We start from the raw sequence: 16,160 nt of genomic DNA, 5'->3' as shown, positions 1-16,160 counted from the left end.
TGATACTGCCCCCATGAGATAGGGGGAAGGTCGGTTTAAGAATTTGTGAAAGTCAATCGTAATCCATCGGCTACCCCCTCCCCCTCAGTGTCAGAAAATCACCCATTCCAGAGTATTCACCTCATCTTTGACAGAGAAGTTCAAGCCCACCTTTACAATTTCCTTATTCTTCAAGGCAAAGGCTTGGGCATAATGCTTGTCATTGATTTGGTCTAATGCCTCTTGCGCACTCTTATTGAATTTCAGTTCCATCACATAGATGGTGTCGGCAGTCTCCATCGTGATGTCGATTCTCCCTTTAGCCGTGTGCTGCTCCACAATAATATTGTAGTCAGTAAGCAAGGCAAAGATGATATAAAACATCTGCTGGTAATGCCCCTCGTAATTGGTGTTGTCGCAATATGGAATGGTTTCCTGGAAATCAGCCAGCATTTGCAGGGCTTCATCCATTTTACCACTATTAATATAGGAAGAAATGTCAGCTATCACAACCCTACCCGTATCTATTCCCGATCCAAGGTAGCCCGGCAACAAACTGTCGAACAGTCCCACCTCAATCTCCTTGTTAGGAAAGTCGAGCGTATAAACATCTATCTTCTTTTCGTAGTCCTTGATGGTGAGATAGCCACTCTGATACAGCAGAGGAGTGAGCGAAGTCATTCTTTCCGTTGCAGCGTCAAAGGAGGAAGCCTTAGCCCTCACTCGCCCCAACTGCGATGGCAACACATGAAACTCCCTCATTTTTTCAATCAGATAAGTAGGTGTACCGGATCCAAACCAATAAGCCTTCAGCTTGCCATCAGCAAAGCAATTGAGCAAGCTGTAAGGATTGAAGACATCAGGCGATGGCCAAGTGAAGTGATAACCATCATAATGGTCTTTGAGTTCCTGGATAGTCTCCTCCCTGCTCAGTTCCAGATGCTCGGCAAGAGCATCGATGTCATCACTCATCTGGGTCAACAGTTCCTCCTTGGTGATGCCACAGATGCCGGCATAAGGCTCGTCCATGCTCACATTCTTGATGTTGTTCAGCTCGCTGCAGATGCTGAGCTGCGAAAACTTCGTGATGCCCGTCATAAAGACAAATCGAAGCATAGACTCGTTTCCCTTCAGAGGACTATAGAAGTTGCGCATTGTGTTACGGAGCTCATCGAGTTTTTCCTTCTCATGCGCCACATCCAGCAGCGGAGCATCATATTCATCAATGAGCACCACCACCTGCTTGCCAGTCTTTTGGAAAACCACTTCTATCAAGTCATTGAACCGATTATTGTTTCCGTTACGGTGATTTTCTATACCATACTTTTGTTCATAATCTTCCAAAAGGTAGCCCAGATGCTCTTCTAGCTGCGCCTTCTCCATATGCTTACCCTTGCTCAGGTCGAAGTGCAGAACAGGATAAGTATTCCACTCCTTCTCCAGCTTCTCGATGGCAAGCCCCTTGAACAGTTCCTTCTTTCCCTCGAAATAACTTTGGAAGGTGGAAACCAGCAGCGATTTGCCGAAACGGCGTGGGCGACTCAAGAAGAAATACTTTCCATCGGTATGTGTCATACGATAGATGTATTCCGTCTTGTCGATATAGAGGTTGTCCAACTTGCGGATTTCCTCAAATGTCTGAATTCCTATAGGATATAATTTTCTTGCCATTGCGTCATCGAATTAATTCATTTGCAAAGCTACAACAAAAAAATGATACCACCAAACTTTTATGAGGGAAAAGTTCTATTCTTTTCGTGGTGAAGGCTTGCGGACAATAGGTGTTCACTCAACATATCGAGTATAGGTGTATTTGATAATACATAAAGACATTTTATTTGCCATTTTATTCTTTCTTTTTGGTTATACCTTTATAATATGAAGGGAAAATTTCAAAAAAAAGCGCCAATATTTTGAAAAAAAGTATTGGCGCTTGATTATTGAATTCGCGTGAATGAACTTTTCGGATAAAGAGTCAAATTTTCGATAGAAAACAAACTTTTTCTTAGTTTTCTATCGAAAAATTAGCTTTTACTTAGTCTTTTAATGTAGCCAAAGGTATAACCTTTACTCCGTCTTCTCTGGTATAAGCCATTTCGCCTCCTGTCATGACAATCAGCAGGTCTGGCTCTCTGAGTGGCATCTGATGCTCTGTCTTGTTCTTCTCACGAATCAGATCCCGTAGTTGCAGGAGATGCTTGGCACCATCTTCTATCTCCCGACTACCCAACTTGCATTCTATCAAGGCATAGCGGTCATCTGCAAGATGAAGCACTATGTCTGCCTCCAGGTCATAGCGGTCGTGATAGTAAGAGACTCTACCTCCCAAGGCTTGCGAATATACCTTCAGGTCGCGAATGCACATACACTCAAATATGAAACCAAAGGTTCGAAGGTCTAATTCCAGACTTCTTGGTGACATACCCAAAGCAGCAACAGCTATGGACGGATCTACAAAGCAGCGTTTGGCTCCCGAACGGATTGCAGCGGCTGAGCGGATTGCCGGACACCATGCTTCCACATCTTCTATGACAAACAATCGTTGCAGGGCAGAAACATAATCGTCAAATGTTGGCATCGACGTTTTCTCCATTTCTACCGTGATGTCTGCCAACATCTTGGATTTCTTGATGAGGGTGCAGATGTTCCGGGCATAAGAACGCATGATGAGTCGAGCCAAAGCTGGCTGTCTTCTTACGCCATCTACCCTCGATATATCTTCATCGCAAATCACATTTACATAATCCTTTGCTATCAGTAATTGTGCCTCCTGCGAAGTGACGTCCAGTGATGCTGGCCAACCGCCTCGGCAAGCAGCGAAAATCAGTTTCTCCACGGTCATGTCTGACTGCAATCCGTCAATATCGTAAGCTGGGTCATCAAACAATAAACGTAAAGATATGGAGCCTGTTGATTCCTTTGACTCATAAAGGCTCATAGGATACATGGGCATCTTGGAGATGCGGCCAGTACCCGTATGCATGATTTCTCCGTTTTTGTCTTCGACAACCGTAGAACCGGTTAAGATAAACTGACCTTTCTGGTTTCGCTCATCTACGGTATTCCGAACAGCATCCCATAAAACTGGTGCTACCTGCCACTCGTCTATCAGTCGTGGTGTTTCGCCTTTGAGCAGCAAGGATGGTTTGGTGCGTGCCGTCGCCAGATATCCTTCACGCTTATCTGGATCTTGCATCTTGATTACGCTCTTTGACTGCTGCATGGCCGTAGTAGTTTTTCCGCACCATTTTGGTCCAACAATCTGTACTGCTCCAAAGGCTTCCAGACGAAGTCGGAGCATTCTGTCTACTATTCTATCTAAATACTTCATATTCAATATGTTTTTGTTTGCAAAGATAGTAATAAATAGCGGAATCTACAAATAATTTTGTATTTTTGTGGTACTTTATTTTGTGTTTTAACGGTATTTTATTTTGTGTTTTTGCGGTACTTGATTCTGATACCTTACTATATATAGGGGCATCTTTGTTTCTTTGGTAGAGATGAAGGTGTCCCTATCATTTTAAATAATTTTTCAAAATATTTACATAAGAGACACAGAAAACCGAAAAACATTCTTTAAACCAACGACTTAGAAGATTGTGTACGAAAAGAATGCTAAAAAAATGTAGAATTTCGTAGAATGATATTAATTTTTTAACACGCATAATTTGCTAGTTTCCAACAATTTTCGTATTTTTGCAAGGAGATTCTGTGTCTCTTATGTAGAGATTCAGATGAACGACATCAAAAAACGAATTTGATTCGCATGATGAAAGAGACAAATATACAAGCACAGGTTACGTCCACTATTGCAGGGGACGACGGCGAAGCCATGGTAAAAAACGAAGAAAACGCAAAGGAAATGGCTCCCCAAAAGCCTAATGATGGGCTTGATAAACCTGCTGATGCAGGATGGTATGTGGCTGTAGTGAGAGTGAATTGTGAGACGAGAATAGCAGATTCTATACGAATCAATCTTAATCACAATCATGTTTGGTTTGATTACTGGATTCCCAAGGTAAAAGTCGTTTATATAGACAAACGTTCCAATAAGCGAAAAGTGAAAGAAAAGCTATTTCTTTCCACTTTCATCTTTTGTAACGTCTCTTCGAGACAACTTGACAAAATCCGCTTCCGTTCGGATGTGTATAAGATGCTGACGATGCCCGGTCAAAGGAAAATATATCAAATTCCCGACCATGTTATTGCCAACTATCGATATTTTGTAGAGAATGATGAAGAACCTGTCACTGCAGCCCCTGCTCCTTTGAAGAAAGGTATCAAAGTGCGAGTGGTAGCAGGTAGCATGAAAGGTGTGGAAGCATACGTACAGAGCTATAATGGCAAGAAAGCCGTTATCGGCAGCGAAATCAAGTATATCAGTGGTGCAACGCTTACGATAAGTAGAAATTTACTCGAAGTCGTTGAAGAAGATTGAGTTGTAGAATGATCTTGTTGCATTAAAAAACTATGAGTCATCTGAGTAAAATGTTATAGTAAGTTATAGCAAAGCGGTCCCATCCCGCACAACCTGGCGAGGGCTTTGATGCCCCGCCAACCTTATAGCGTAGCGGTTCCGAGCACCGGAGGGCGGTTACATCCCTTGCCCTTTTGGAAAGGGCGAGGGCTTTGGAGTGGGTTAAGGACCCCCTCTTCGCAAGAGGGGGACAGGGGAGTCGAAACAAAACTTACGTTATGAACATAGAAGAAAAAAAGGCAGATTTCATGCGTCGCTTCAAGGCTTCTAGGGAGCGAAAGGCAGAATACATAGCACAAATGGAAAAGCGAATGCGTGATGACTATCGCCGCAGAACCGGTAAGGAAGCTGAATCATTTTGTGTGTTGTAATGTTTAGCCCTAAACCAAGTATAGGTTAATAAATGCATTTTTTCTCTTAAATCCTTGGTGATTACGAAAGAAAGTCGTAAATTTGCAGACAAAGATTAAAATAAAGGAGAATGTATTATGTTGACAAGTAATGTATCACAAGATAGAACCATTCCTTATTGGGATGAAATCAGGAATTTAAGCATTGAGGATAAATATTCCTTGATAGCTAAAATTGAGTCTTCTTTGGGCGATGTTGATATGAGTGAGTCGACTAATTCGATTCATGGTATACCACGTGAGGTGATGATTGCAGCTGCAGAATATGCTCTGAAGGAAAATAGAGCAGGTCGCTGCATTCCAAATTCGCAAGTTGAGTCTTTTATCAAAGCTAAAAGAGGATGGAAGTAGTTTGGTCAGGCTTGGCTCAATATTCCACACATGGCATATATGATGCTCGCTACACTTCGTGGGTATCAGGTCAGGATATGGTTATACGCCATTTGTTGTTAGCCCCCAACCGTGTCTATTATTTGATAGATGGCGAGTAAGTTGTAATTATGGGAATTGTTCATGTCAAGCGGTCTCCGCAAGCTGTAACTTCCATGATTAAACGCTTTTTAGAAGAATATGACAAATAGGTAAGTCTTCAGAAAATTGATGCTGTCAGCAACTGTTCGGAAATTCCGAACAGTTAGTAAAGAAGACAATCGTATGATTACACGTAATATGGATTACTCCGCTATAACCCTGATGGGTACCTCTCCAGAGGTAATCCTGTCAAAAGTAGAATAAAAATAATATTCCTCATTCGAGCGACGACCAGTGCAGAGCGATACTGCAATGAGGAACCAAAATAACTTTATTCAAAAAACTGATAGGTGTAACTACTTGTAATATAGTGGGGACGCTGTATTGATGATATACTTATGGCAAAGTTAATACCACTTGGCAATAACGGCGGCAACGAGAATCGCCCATCCGACGAGGAACTTAACCAGATGTTCGGCGCTTTTATGGATGCTTTCTTCGGTGGACTCTCAGATGAAGACATTGACGAAGAATCTGACGACGACATTATACCCTTCGATGAATTCGGCGATTCCGATTACTGGGATGACCTTTATGAAGGTCCAACCCCCTTCGCTTATTCCGTAAGCTCATCGAATAAGAAAAAGCGAAAGAAATCTCGCAAGAAATCGACAGACCGCCAGGTTCCCAACTATGCCTATAAGCCGAAGGGAGAGGATCCGGAAGGCTATTTCGTCAAGAAGATACACTCCGTCATCAGGTGGAGAGTGACAAGCACCAATGATGTCAACTATGACCTGCGAGTCTTTGAGGGTTGGCTGGCTCAGGCACAAAAGTACGTGGCAAAAGAAAATTTCTACTATGCCGTATGTATCACTAGAGCCTTATTGTCAGATGTCCTCACCTTCCATTTACTTTGGAATCATGATTATCCCAAGCAGATGGCGAGGGTTCGCAAATTGGAGCGGGCAGTATCTGATGTCTATTACCAGTGCTTGTCTTATTCGAAAGACAAGGATTTCAATTGGATAGACCTTTGTCTCGAGCTTTTGCAAGAGAAAAAAGGAAGCAGTCCTTTCTCCAAGGGCGAGGCGGGCTTCGATGTAGAGGACTATATCGAAAAAGTCGTAGCCTTGTTGCCAGATGAGAAGGCAAAGCAATACAGAGATGCTCATCCTACAGATGAACAACTGTTGGAGAAGCCCATCCCAGTCAGCTTGCCTGATAAGATAGAGATGCCGCAGGGACTCGAGAATGAAGATAAAGCACCATACATAACCGATTTTATCGATGAAATCCCCAATGCTCAATATTCATCATTGATTGTGAGCCTTCTTGATATAGTGAAAACTCATGAGAAGAAGTTGAAGAGTTTTGGAATAGTTAAAGCCGAAGAGTTGAGGAAGATGAAAGCCGAGTATGAGAACTTTGTCTTGGCTTATCATCGTGGTGGAATTGATGGATTCCGAAAATATTCCAACTATACTCTGACACGTCCCTTTTGGAGTATCGTTTACAACTATCATTTTTTTATCACTAATACGGCATCCAAGAATAAGTTCCTTCAACAAGTCGTGGAGCCATACTTGGATTTGGTTTGGCGACAATGGGACAGTCCGAAGTTGCAATCAAAGTTCGATGAAGTTAAGGAAAAGGCAGCCAAGGCACAAGCCTTGAAGCAAGAACGGGAAGAGTCGCTTGCTGCTATGCCGTCTTATTTGGAAGGACTAACCTCCGACCAATATCTAGCCTTTCACGAGCAAGCCTTGCGGATATTGAATCGAGACAAGAAGAAGCTCTCAGAAAGCAGCGGCATCCTGAAGGTTGACATAGAACACAGATATCAGCCCTTGCTGAAGCTTTTGAAGGAAACGCGAGGTATTGAAGACAGCTTAGATGCTAAGATTCGTCAGGGCATCGATTCAATCTTCCTCTCCATCTATCAAGTTCTATGGGATTATATGCTCTATCCCTACGACTTGGATTATATAATAGAGAACAAGAAAGTGGTGAAGAAGGTGCTGGATGAGATTTGGAAGCTGAAACAATGATATACGAACCGTTGCTTGCAACGAAATAAATCCGTGAGATCCGTGTGAGCCCTTCAAAAAAAATATTCAAGAAATCGCTTGGCGTTTTCGAAAGAAAGTCGTATATTTGCAGCCGAAAAGATATAAAATAACAGGAGATAGGAATCATGATTAGCGATAGAAAAGAAGCCATATTGTTTATTGCAAAGAAACAGCATGGTGGCAAAAAAGAATTGATCGGCGAGATTGGAGAAAAATTCTTCAATCAATTCTGTCGTATGGGCTTTATCAAGAAAGGCATTACAAAAGATAAGTTGGAACAAGTGAACTCTACTTGGCAAATAACCAAGCTTGGCAAGGAGCAGGAAAAATTCTATCGTGAGCCAACTCGCTTGGAACGACTAGATGGACAACGTTTTTATGCTTTAGGGGTATAAATGATGAAAGGGTATTGCGTTTTTTGGATTCCATCCATATATCATGTGGCACCAGTTCCCTTGTCAGAGAATTCTTTTTAAGGCTTTGACAAACCCCATATATCATTATGTCAAGGGATTTTATCATGAACATAAGAATCATACGGATGACTGTGACTCCATTCTTGATGCTTATGTATGTACGGAGGAAAGCGACTCTCAGATTTCTTCTCCAGACAACAAACCTTTAATATTTTATTTGCGCCAATATGAAAAACGATTCCGAGACTTTACTGAACAATTGGAATTTGATGCATCCTATCTTATGAGTATCTTGGATTCACCAGATTATCGTGATGTCTTGTACAAGGAAAAGTTTGAAAGATTTGATGCAAGATGTATAGATATCTTAGGGGAGGTTGTCTATTATCGTGCATTATTGTATTCTCATAACAATGTTTCTTATCACAAAGCTCTTGGTGATAACCATACGCTACAGGCATGTGCATTTAATACTGACAATGCTATAAATAATATAAAGGTGATAAAGGAGCGAGTGGAAAATGTCTTTCAGGGCAGACGAGCTAATGCTACATTAGTTCATATTAAGATGGCTAATGACATGCTTGTTGCAGGAGATAAAATCTCGAAGTTAAGTGTGCGCTTGGGATGGCTTGGTGCTATTTTGGGAGTGCTGAGCTTATTACTTGGATTCATTTCTTTATTATAAATGCTCAACCTCTTGAAGTCTTCTGCTCATATCAAGGCAAAGAGAGGATGGAAGTATTTTGAAATCCGTGAGATCCGTGTGAGCCTGATTAGAATTGCTTCCATGTTACTATGTTGAAAGAACAGATGAGGTGAAGGAATGTGCAAAGCAATCCTTCACCCTAAAAGATAATGCAAATGAGCACAATGAAAGCTGGCTTTCAGATTGCCGAGTGCAGCTTATCTTATGCAAAACGATAATAAAAAAACTTTTTTCAAAAAACTGATAGGTGTAACTATTAGGAATACAGTGGGGACGCTGTATTGGTGATATACGTGTATGTAATGGGCTTTAAAAAACAAATATAAAAATTAAGAGGAATATTATGGTTTCTATATTAGTTAAAATAGTCGTTATAGTTGTGAGTGCTATCGCTGGTGGTTTCTTTGGAGCATGGTTTTCTTACCGATTTCAAAGCCGAAAAATCGTCAAGGTACGTCGTATAGCAATCAAGGCATTGGAAATCTTCTTGAATTATGCAAAGAAAAGACAGACTTATGACTTGGCTGCTTCGGAATTTAACAATAAGATTAACATAGTAGAGAAAAGAGCAATATTAGTTGCTTTATGTAAGCTTGGTATTCCTATTGTAAAACCTGTTGATGATGTGTTTTGTATTGAACATGTTCGGTTTGAGCACGAGGAAATTGACCGAGATACGATCAATTTGATGATAGAACAAATCAATAAGGGTAATTGTGATGAATTATTTTTCTCAGATGTTGAAGCCTATTTCTCTTCCAATTCTCGTTTGTTGGCAGTTAGGGCTGTAGCTAAAAAATATGTAGATATAGACTTTTCTAAATGTGATTATGACAAAACGAAGAATGTCATTAATCATCCTAATTTTCCTATAGAGTTGTTTACCCCAGGTGAGTTTAATGTTATAAGCGTCTTTAGACTACGTACCAATTGGGATACTTATTTCGATGCTAATGGAAAGGCAATTCCAGAGAAAATGACTACTCTAAAGAAAGAGATAGATTTAGGTATTTGGGATACCTATCTATTTTGGGATTTGGAATCTTATCAGAATATGCAAAACCAAAGCAATATGGCAAATGTTTTTGCAAAAGTGATGTTGCAAAACATGGGTATTCAGCTAAATGCAACAGCCTCTAACGAGAAGTTTGATGAAAAGAAATAAGGTGTTTACAATCAAATCTCCATTAGTAAATCTGATAGGCAAAACCTCATATGCTTATCTCAAAGTGAAAGTAAGTAATATTGCTATGCAAGGATGCTACTTCATTTTGCGATATGCAATACGGATTTATAGTAACCATCTACTTCTCCATATTGCCCGCTAAAAAATAAGTATTACCTTTGCTGCCGATTAAAAAATGGTAACAAATGGAAAATAAGAAGAAAGCAAAAGTTGATTACGCAGCCATCATTCGTGAGTTCGAGATGTATGGTCGTTCTCTCATACAATTTTGTGATGATAGTAGTTATGTTTATCCTAATGTGCTTCGATACTATCGTAAGTGTTTTTGGAATAGCAAGTCTAAGTTGGCTGCTTCTCCTAATGGTGACAAGTCTCTTGTTCCCTTGGAGATTGAGTCGGCAGCAAGTGTCAACTCAGCTTCTTCAAGTGTGGACTCTTGCAAGCCAGAAGAACCGACCATGCCTGTGGTTGCTCCTTCTATCCCGACATACAGTATCGTATCGATGCACATATCGTTCAGCAATGGGATGGAGTTGTCACTTTGCGAGACAAATGTAAATGAGATTACAGCTTTGTTGCACAAAATAGTTGGCTGAAATGATATCCTTTACAAGTAGACAGAAGTACTATTTTTATTCTGGTCCTATGGATATGCGTAAGGATATCGATACGCTCTCAGAAGTAGTTGGAAGAGAATCATTCCTTGTCTATGTGGTTTATCGATGAGATAGGTAGACTATTTGGAATCGAGCATGACTGCAAGAAGGCAGGTTTTACAGCCGACCAGGTTCTTGTGGAAAGGCTTCAAAGAAGCAAGCCTATCATGGACCGAATCAAAGAGAAGTTTGAGCGATTTGCTAGATCGAATTACAAAGGCTTAGGCGCTTTGACAAAGAAGGCTCTTAAATATATCAAGACTGAATGGTCGGCAATGCAAACCATTTTGCAGGATGGCAACCTTGAGTTGTCTAACAACCTGGCAGAACAAATGATGAGACACATCAAGCTGAATCTTAAGAACTGTCTGAACATCGGCAGTGAAGATTCTGCGCTTGACTATGCCTTCATGTTTTCTGTCATAGAAAGCTGTAATATGAACAAGTTATCTCCTGGGTGTTACATCAAGGAGCTAGTTAGTCGTCTTTCTGCCAAGCCTGTTTGTACAGCAGAAAAAGTGGCACTTTTGCCTTGCTTTATGCAAAAATAAAAGTTAAATCCAATCATTTTTTATTTTTAACATCTCTTGAAGCGCCTTTAAATAAAGGCGCTTCAGAGGGTGTATGGAAATATAGAAGGTTACTTAGCATTTAATAAGATGGAAATTTATTAATCTTTATAAAAAAAGAGGGATTTATGCTTCTCGTTTCAAATATTTTTTGTACCTTTGCTGATAGTTGTCGTATTCCTTGATAAGGATATGCGATGATGATAAAATATAAAATTGGGTGAAAGCAGGCTGCTGGGCAATATTCTGAGGTCTCGCATCTTGATATCTGCCCCAAAATAGATGAATCTTGGAATGATGGAGATGACAAAAGAAGATATATTAAAGGATTTATTGATGACTCCTAGTCCTTCTGGTTGCGAGCAGGCTATCATCAAAAAGATGGCTATGTTCCTAAAAGATTATATAGATGAGTTATCGATTGACAACTATGGCAATCTCATTGCATTGAAGTATGGGAATCAGCGCAACAAAAAACTGATGCTGGCAGCCCATGCTGATGAAGTGGGGATGATGGTCACCTATATAGATAGCAATGGTTTCCTTTCTTTTCAGGAAATAGGGGGCATTGATACGAATCTCCTGCCTGGACAAAGGGTGGAAATTCATAACCGGAAAGGAATAGTTACTGGTATCATAGGTAAAAAGCCGATTCATCTTCAGGATAGAGATGCTAAGGCGAAAGACTATGATGCAGAAGACTTATGGATAGATATAGCTGCAAACGATAAGAAGGATGCTGAGAGGATGGTTGAAATAGGCGATTATATTACCTATCAGACACAGCCTTTGAGCTTAAAGCATGAGGTTTGGACATCTAAGGCTCTAGATGATAAAGTGGGTCTGCTTACCTTGATAGAAGTTGCTAAGGCGCTCAGCGGCAAGCTGCCTGCTATGGATGTATATTTTGTAGTCTCTGTACAAGAAGAGCTGGGTGCACGCGGCATAAGAACGGCAACCCTTGGAATTAATCCAGAACAGGGCATTGCAATTGATGTTACCCATGCAACGGATTATCCCACTTGCTCTCCGCAGAAAAGTGGAGAAATAAAACTGGGTAATGGCATTGTGATAGCAAAGGGACCTAATATTGATCAGTTGATGGGGAGGAAACTCATTGATTTGGCTCATCAGCACAATATCAAATACCAGATAGAGCCTTTTGCCCGCCCAATAGGTACTGATGCCAACTTCATGCAAATCTCAGGCACAGGTGTTAAGACTGCTTTCATGGGTATCCCATGCAGATATATGCATTCGCCAAATGAAATTGTATCTTTAGTAGACATTAATGAAGGAGTAAGGTTGCTTACTCATTTCTGCGAAGTTGAATTAGATAATTAATAATAATTGTTTAATAATTTAAAGCTTTAAAAATGAAAACAAAAAAAATTTTATTTTCATGGGAAGAGAAGACTTCTTTTGACACAGAGCGTGTAGGAGCCATGTATTGCTTCAAGCGTTGTGATGTTAATCAGAACTAATCTGTAAAATCCCGAAGGGAAACTCTGGTGGCATGCGCCAGAGATTCCCTTATCATTTGATATTTTATGAAAAGAAAAAGTGGAAGCTATCAGGTTGATGATATCCTCTGTTTTCCAGAAAACATCTCGCTTATTCCTTTTGAGCATAAAACGTTGGTGTTGTCTGCAGATACAGGAAACTGGATAGTTTTGCATAATGATAGCCAACTGAAATATTTGAATCAGTTAATTTCTGGAGTCACAATCGGGGGTGTATATGAAAAAGCTCAGCAAGAAGATGCTTTGCCTGACCTCATGAAAGTGCTCTCATCAGTATATGCCAGAAGTTTTGCACAGGTGGGGCATTCTCCATTAGCAACAGTAGTCAATGCATCCAAATACTTGAATGTTTATCTTACCAATGCCTGCAACTTGCATTGTGTTCATTGTTTCATGAATGCAGGAATCAAGTTGGAGCATGAATTAAGTGTAGAAAAGTGGAAGGAGGTTTTGAGAGAGTTTTCTCAGGCAGACGGTGAATTTGTTACTTTTACAGGAGGTGAACCCACAATGTATGACGGATTCGAGGAGATTGTTACTTTTGCTCATCAGCTTGGGCTGAATGTTACGGTCCTTTCCAATGGGTTGCTATGGACAGAAGAGAAAATCCTCAGGCTGAAGACTTGTATTGATGAAATTCAGTTCAGCATAGATGGTGTTACCGAACAGGATAATGCTAAGGTGCGTGGCAAGAATCATTTTCAAAAGGTAGTAGATACAGTATGCCGATTTGCCATGGCGGATGTTAGAACCTCGGTTGCAACAACATTCACTTGGGAAAATCTGAGTACTGCTGATGCGTATAAGCATTTTGTAGATAGCATTAGGCAAAGGGTAGGAGATAAAGTTTTCTTCAAACTGACCAAGAAAATTCTCCCTGGCAGAGGCAAGACCTTTTCTGACGAAGAGAACAGACGCTACTATGAACAGATAGATGCCATTGAAAGGTATGTGGATCCTACAGCTGGCTATGCTAACTTCATTGAGGGGCACGAACCGAATGTCATGATACGGAATTGTGGGTTCGGAGGCCTATCTATCTCATCCAATGGTAATGTATATTTCTGCAATCGTATTCATGAGGTGGACTGTTTTGGTAATGTAAATCGCGATAGCTTGCAAGATGTTCTGACCAAAGGGAGACAGGTTTTGAATGATACTGCTGTTGAAAATGTAGAGCCTTGCATGGGCTGTATCTTGCGCTATATTTGTGGCGGAGATTGTCGTATTGACCATTTCAATTTCAAAGGTCATATCAAAGGTTGGAACCAGAAATTTGTTCAGACACGTTGCACGGATGAGTTTAAGAAACGATTAATCAAGAAAATGGTAGATAGTTTTACCTTTTATTATAATGTATAATGAACCAATATCGCTTTGTTTGTATCTACGAGACTTATAAGTCACCAGCCCATATAGAATTGAGAATTGAGGTTTGTTTGGGAAGCAATACGAAATCTATGTCTCCTTTCATAAGGAAAGTGGATATAGAAGAGTTGTTTCATGCCTGCGTGCCTGAGTCTCAATGTCTGCTCCCCCTGCTCAACCAGATGGGTTTGGTAAAGCAGCCTTTTCGAATATCCGGAAAGGTATTGTCGGATAAAAAGGTGCAGACTCTTTTAATCGAGAATCCCTGGAGTGGTGTTCAGGTGAATGGTAAGGGAAGCATTAGAAAATCTTCCCCACTTCTTCCTGTTCCCTGTATACAAAAACTCTCAAGAGGACAGCTTTTAAATGGTGAGTTGTATATTACCAATATAGCAAATTGGAACAGAAATGTCAAGGTTCGTCTTACTTATCAGGAAGCCTTGACTTCATTCTTCCCGAAATACAATGAATGTCCCTACCTGACATCTTCTGGTCATTTCCTCCTTCGTGATTCTGAAGCAGAAAAGAAGCTCTTGGCAGATTTGGAAACTAACTTGAATTTGGAATTAGGCGAGTTAACATTCCGGGAATATGATGTTGATGCATTGGCTCGATTGGCAGATAGGGGGTGGAAGATTTGGGTGGCTAAGACCAAAGGACCTATAACTCAAGTTTATCTTAAACATCATCCTTCAGGTATCAATTGGTTTACGAGCGATTCTACTTCATCCTCTTCTGATGATGCAGTGATAGAGCAGATACTGAATAACTATCTGAATGGCAGAAACTATGTTGATAGTAAAGGTAAACTCAGCTTTTTTCGGGCAAAGGATATCACAAAGGTGGAAACAAAACAACTGTCTGATAGTTTGCCTGCCTTTGATTGGGAGCACCTCTATGGTGCCCAGCGCACATTAACAGATTCAGAGAAATCCATTCTCCTTTCCTCCATTTCGTGTGGCGTAAGGGCAAAATTGCGTACCTATCAACAGAAAGGTGTATTCTGGCTGGCTGAAATGCGCATGAATCATCATGGTTGTCTGTTGGCAGATGAGATGGGATTGGGAAAGACACTTCAAGTCTTGTCTCATTTATACAGTTTAGACCATCAGGAAGGCAAGCCTCATTTGGTTATTGCTCCAACGTCGTTGGTCTATAATTGGCAAAATGAAATAGCTAAGTTTATACCCTCATGGAACAATCATGTAGCTATCCAGCTTCATCAACCTGATGCTCATAAACGGTTATTGATAGTTTCTTATGATATCCTACGTTTAAATATTGATGCTTATAAGCGATTGGAATATGATACCATCATCATAGATGAGGCGCAAATTATTAAAAATCGGGACACCAAGAAATATAAAGCAATAAAAAACTTAAGGGCGCAGCATCACATCATCCTCACAGGAACACCTATAGAGAATAGTATAGATGATATCTGGTCTCATTTCATGCTACTGATGCCTGAGATGCAGTATCTTTATGCTATGCTGAGCAAACAATGTCAATCTAAGGGTGATGAAGCTTTCCTGGAGATGTCTCGCAAGTTCCTGAAATCTTTTATTCTAAGGCGAAGCAAGCGGGAGGTTCTGCAAGATTTGCCAGAATTGATAGAAAAGACAATCTATATAGAAATGACAAAAGCAGAACGTCATCTTTATGACAACGTTCATAAGATGGTGCTTAAGGCCTTGACCAGTGGGGTAAGTGGCAGGATTGAAAGTATAGCTTTGGAAGGTTTGCTGAGGTTGCGCCAAGTGTGTGTGACTCCCAAGTTGCTTCCTGATACTATATATAAAGGTATAAGCTCATTGATTTCATCAAAACTTCAGACGGCTCTTGATTACATTGAAATATTAAGTCATAATCATGGGAAAGTCTTGGTATTTTCTCAATTTGTGGGAGCATTAGAGGAAATGGAGCGTGTTCTGGGGGAAAGAAAGATACGTTATGAAAAAATATATGGGGACACGCGAGATAGAGTATCTCCAATCGAGCGATTTCAGAAAGATAAAGATATTAAGGTGTTTCTTATTAGCATAAAAGCGGGTGGAGTTGGCTTGAATTTGACGGCAGCTAATAATGTCATTCTTTTGGATGACTGGTGGAATCCTGCAGTGGAAGACCAGGCATTTGCTCGGGCTCACCGCATCGGTCAAAAGCAGAATGTGATGGTGTTCCGTTTTATTTGCAAGGATACCGTAGAAGAGAAAGTATTGCAGCTCCAGGAGCAAAAAAGGCAGACGGTAGATATGTTTAATGCTGCCAGCAGTCATTTGAGCCTGGAGGAATTAAAGGGTTTATTAAATTAAGAATGA

General features: G+C 40.5%; 14 protein-coding genes. 12 read left to right on the top strand and 2 right to left on the bottom strand.

Annotation, left to right across the window (positions count from 1 at the left end; all coding sequences use genetic code 11):
* Positions 1 to 90: 90 nt before the first annotated feature.
* Complete coding sequence (locus ACQRBJ_RS12055; protein WP_445303745.1) at positions 91 to 1,650, bottom strand: ATP-binding protein; 1,560 nt, start codon at positions 1,648 to 1,650, stop codon at positions 91 to 93.
* Positions 1,651 to 2,014: 364 nt separating this feature from the next.
* On the bottom strand, positions 2,015 to 3,310 hold the full coding sequence (locus ACQRBJ_RS12050; RefSeq protein ID WP_445303744.1) for an ATP-binding protein: 1,296 nt from the start codon (positions 3,308 to 3,310) through the stop codon (positions 2,015 to 2,017).
* Positions 3,311 to 3,748: 438 nt separating this feature from the next.
* Between ACQRBJ_RS12050 and ACQRBJ_RS12045 the strand changes: the two genes are divergently transcribed.
* The 12 genes from ACQRBJ_RS12045 (at position 3,749) to ACQRBJ_RS11990 (ending at position 16,154) form a co-directional block, all read left to right on the top strand.
* Positions 3,749 to 4,420 carry a transcription termination/antitermination NusG family protein gene (locus ACQRBJ_RS12045; RefSeq protein ID WP_445303743.1) on the top strand — a complete coding sequence of 224 codons (672 nt, stop codon included), beginning with the start codon at positions 3,749 to 3,751 and terminating at the stop codon, positions 4,418 to 4,420.
* Positions 4,421 to 4,677: 257 nt separating this feature from the next.
* Positions 4,678 to 4,830 carry an ABC transporter ATP-binding protein gene (locus ACQRBJ_RS12040; protein WP_089542799.1) on the top strand — a complete coding sequence of 51 codons (153 nt, stop codon included), beginning with the start codon at positions 4,678 to 4,680 and terminating at the stop codon, positions 4,828 to 4,830.
* 117 nt (positions 4,831 to 4,947) lie between these two features.
* Positions 4,948 to 5,220 carry a hypothetical protein gene (locus tag ACQRBJ_RS12035; protein ID WP_117588191.1) on the top strand — a complete coding sequence of 91 codons (273 nt, stop codon included), beginning with the start codon at positions 4,948 to 4,950 and terminating at the stop codon, positions 5,218 to 5,220.
* Positions 5,221 to 5,738: 518 nt separating this feature from the next.
* The gene (locus tag ACQRBJ_RS12030; RefSeq protein ID WP_445303742.1) at positions 5,739 to 7,391 is read left to right on the top strand and encodes a hypothetical protein; all 1,653 of its coding nucleotides are present in this window, start codon (positions 5,739 to 5,741) and stop codon (positions 7,389 to 7,391) included.
* A 146-nt stretch (positions 7,392 to 7,537) separates the two neighbouring features.
* Complete coding sequence (locus ACQRBJ_RS12025) at positions 7,538 to 7,807, top strand: hypothetical protein (protein WP_217761628.1); 270 nt, start codon at positions 7,538 to 7,540, stop codon at positions 7,805 to 7,807.
* A gap of 85 nt (positions 7,808 to 7,892) precedes the next feature.
* Positions 7,893 to 8,516 carry a hypothetical protein gene (locus ACQRBJ_RS12020; protein WP_445303741.1) on the top strand — a complete coding sequence of 208 codons (624 nt, stop codon included), beginning with the start codon at positions 7,893 to 7,895 and terminating at the stop codon, positions 8,514 to 8,516.
* A 364-nt stretch (positions 8,517 to 8,880) separates the two neighbouring features.
* A complete protein-coding gene (locus tag ACQRBJ_RS12015) occupies positions 8,881 to 9,702 on the top strand; it encodes a hypothetical protein (RefSeq protein ID WP_153125141.1) in 822 nt (273 codons plus the stop codon).
* 206 nt (positions 9,703 to 9,908) lie between these two features.
* The gene (locus tag ACQRBJ_RS12010; RefSeq protein WP_445303740.1) at positions 9,909 to 10,319 is read left to right on the top strand and encodes a hypothetical protein; all 411 of its coding nucleotides are present in this window, start codon (positions 9,909 to 9,911) and stop codon (positions 10,317 to 10,319) included.
* An 89-nt stretch (positions 10,320 to 10,408) separates the two neighbouring features.
* Positions 10,409 to 10,930 carry an IS66 family transposase gene (locus ACQRBJ_RS12005; protein ID WP_445303739.1) on the top strand — a complete coding sequence of 174 codons (522 nt, stop codon included), beginning with the start codon at positions 10,409 to 10,411 and terminating at the stop codon, positions 10,928 to 10,930.
* Positions 10,931 to 11,251: 321 nt separating this feature from the next.
* Positions 11,252 to 12,292 (top strand): M42 family metallopeptidase, encoded by a 1,041-nt coding sequence (locus tag ACQRBJ_RS12000; protein ID WP_445303738.1) that lies wholly within the window; start codon positions 11,252 to 11,254, stop codon positions 12,290 to 12,292.
* Positions 12,293 to 12,498: 206 nt separating this feature from the next.
* Complete coding sequence (locus ACQRBJ_RS11995; RefSeq protein WP_445303737.1) at positions 12,499 to 13,833, top strand: radical SAM protein; 1,335 nt, start codon at positions 12,499 to 12,501, stop codon at positions 13,831 to 13,833.
* A gap of 119 nt (positions 13,834 to 13,952) precedes the next feature.
* Positions 13,953 to 16,154, top strand: coding sequence for a DEAD/DEAH box helicase (locus ACQRBJ_RS11990; RefSeq protein ID WP_445303736.1), 2,202 nt, complete (start codon positions 13,953 to 13,955; stop codon positions 16,152 to 16,154).
* Positions 16,155 to 16,160: the final 6 nt, after the last annotated feature.

It is taken from the genome of Prevotella sp. SGI.167, assembly GCF_050313615.1.
In the GTDB taxonomy this organism is placed as follows: Bacteria; Bacteroidota; Bacteroidia; order Bacteroidales; family Bacteroidaceae; genus Prevotella.
The sequence above is the reverse complement of the archived record's forward strand: the minus strand, read 5'-3'. Positions and strand labels throughout refer to the sequence as shown.

Excerpts from the sequence above, each read along its gene's own strand:
- ACQRBJ_RS11995 (WP_445303737.1), top strand. The coding sequence starts at position 12,499 with ATGAAAAGAAAAAGTGGAAGCTATCAGGTTGATGATATCCTCTGTTTT.
- ACQRBJ_RS12055 (WP_445303745.1), bottom strand. The coding sequence starts at position 1,650 with ATGGCAAGAAAATTATATCCTATAGGAATTCAGACATTTGAGGAAATC.
- ACQRBJ_RS12050 (WP_445303744.1), bottom strand. The coding sequence starts at position 3,310 with ATGAAGTATTTAGATAGAATAGTAGACAGAATGCTCCGACTTCGTCTG.
- ACQRBJ_RS12045 (WP_445303743.1), top strand. The coding sequence starts at position 3,749 with ATGATGAAAGAGACAAATATACAAGCACAGGTTACGTCCACTATTGCA.
- ACQRBJ_RS12035 (WP_117588191.1), top strand. The coding sequence starts at position 4,948 with ATGTTGACAAGTAATGTATCACAAGATAGAACCATTCCTTATTGGGAT.
- ACQRBJ_RS12040 (WP_089542799.1), top strand. The coding sequence starts at position 4,678 with ATGAACATAGAAGAAAAAAAGGCAGATTTCATGCGTCGCTTCAAGGCT.
- ACQRBJ_RS12015 (WP_153125141.1), top strand. The coding sequence starts at position 8,881 with ATGGTTTCTATATTAGTTAAAATAGTCGTTATAGTTGTGAGTGCTATC.
- ACQRBJ_RS12030 (WP_445303742.1), top strand. The coding sequence starts at position 5,739 with ATGGCAAAGTTAATACCACTTGGCAATAACGGCGGCAACGAGAATCGC.
- ACQRBJ_RS12025 (WP_217761628.1), top strand. The coding sequence starts at position 7,538 with ATGATTAGCGATAGAAAAGAAGCCATATTGTTTATTGCAAAGAAACAG.
- ACQRBJ_RS12010 (WP_445303740.1), top strand. The coding sequence starts at position 9,909 with ATGGAAAATAAGAAGAAAGCAAAAGTTGATTACGCAGCCATCATTCGT.
- ACQRBJ_RS12000 (WP_445303738.1), top strand. The coding sequence starts at position 11,252 with ATGACAAAAGAAGATATATTAAAGGATTTATTGATGACTCCTAGTCCT.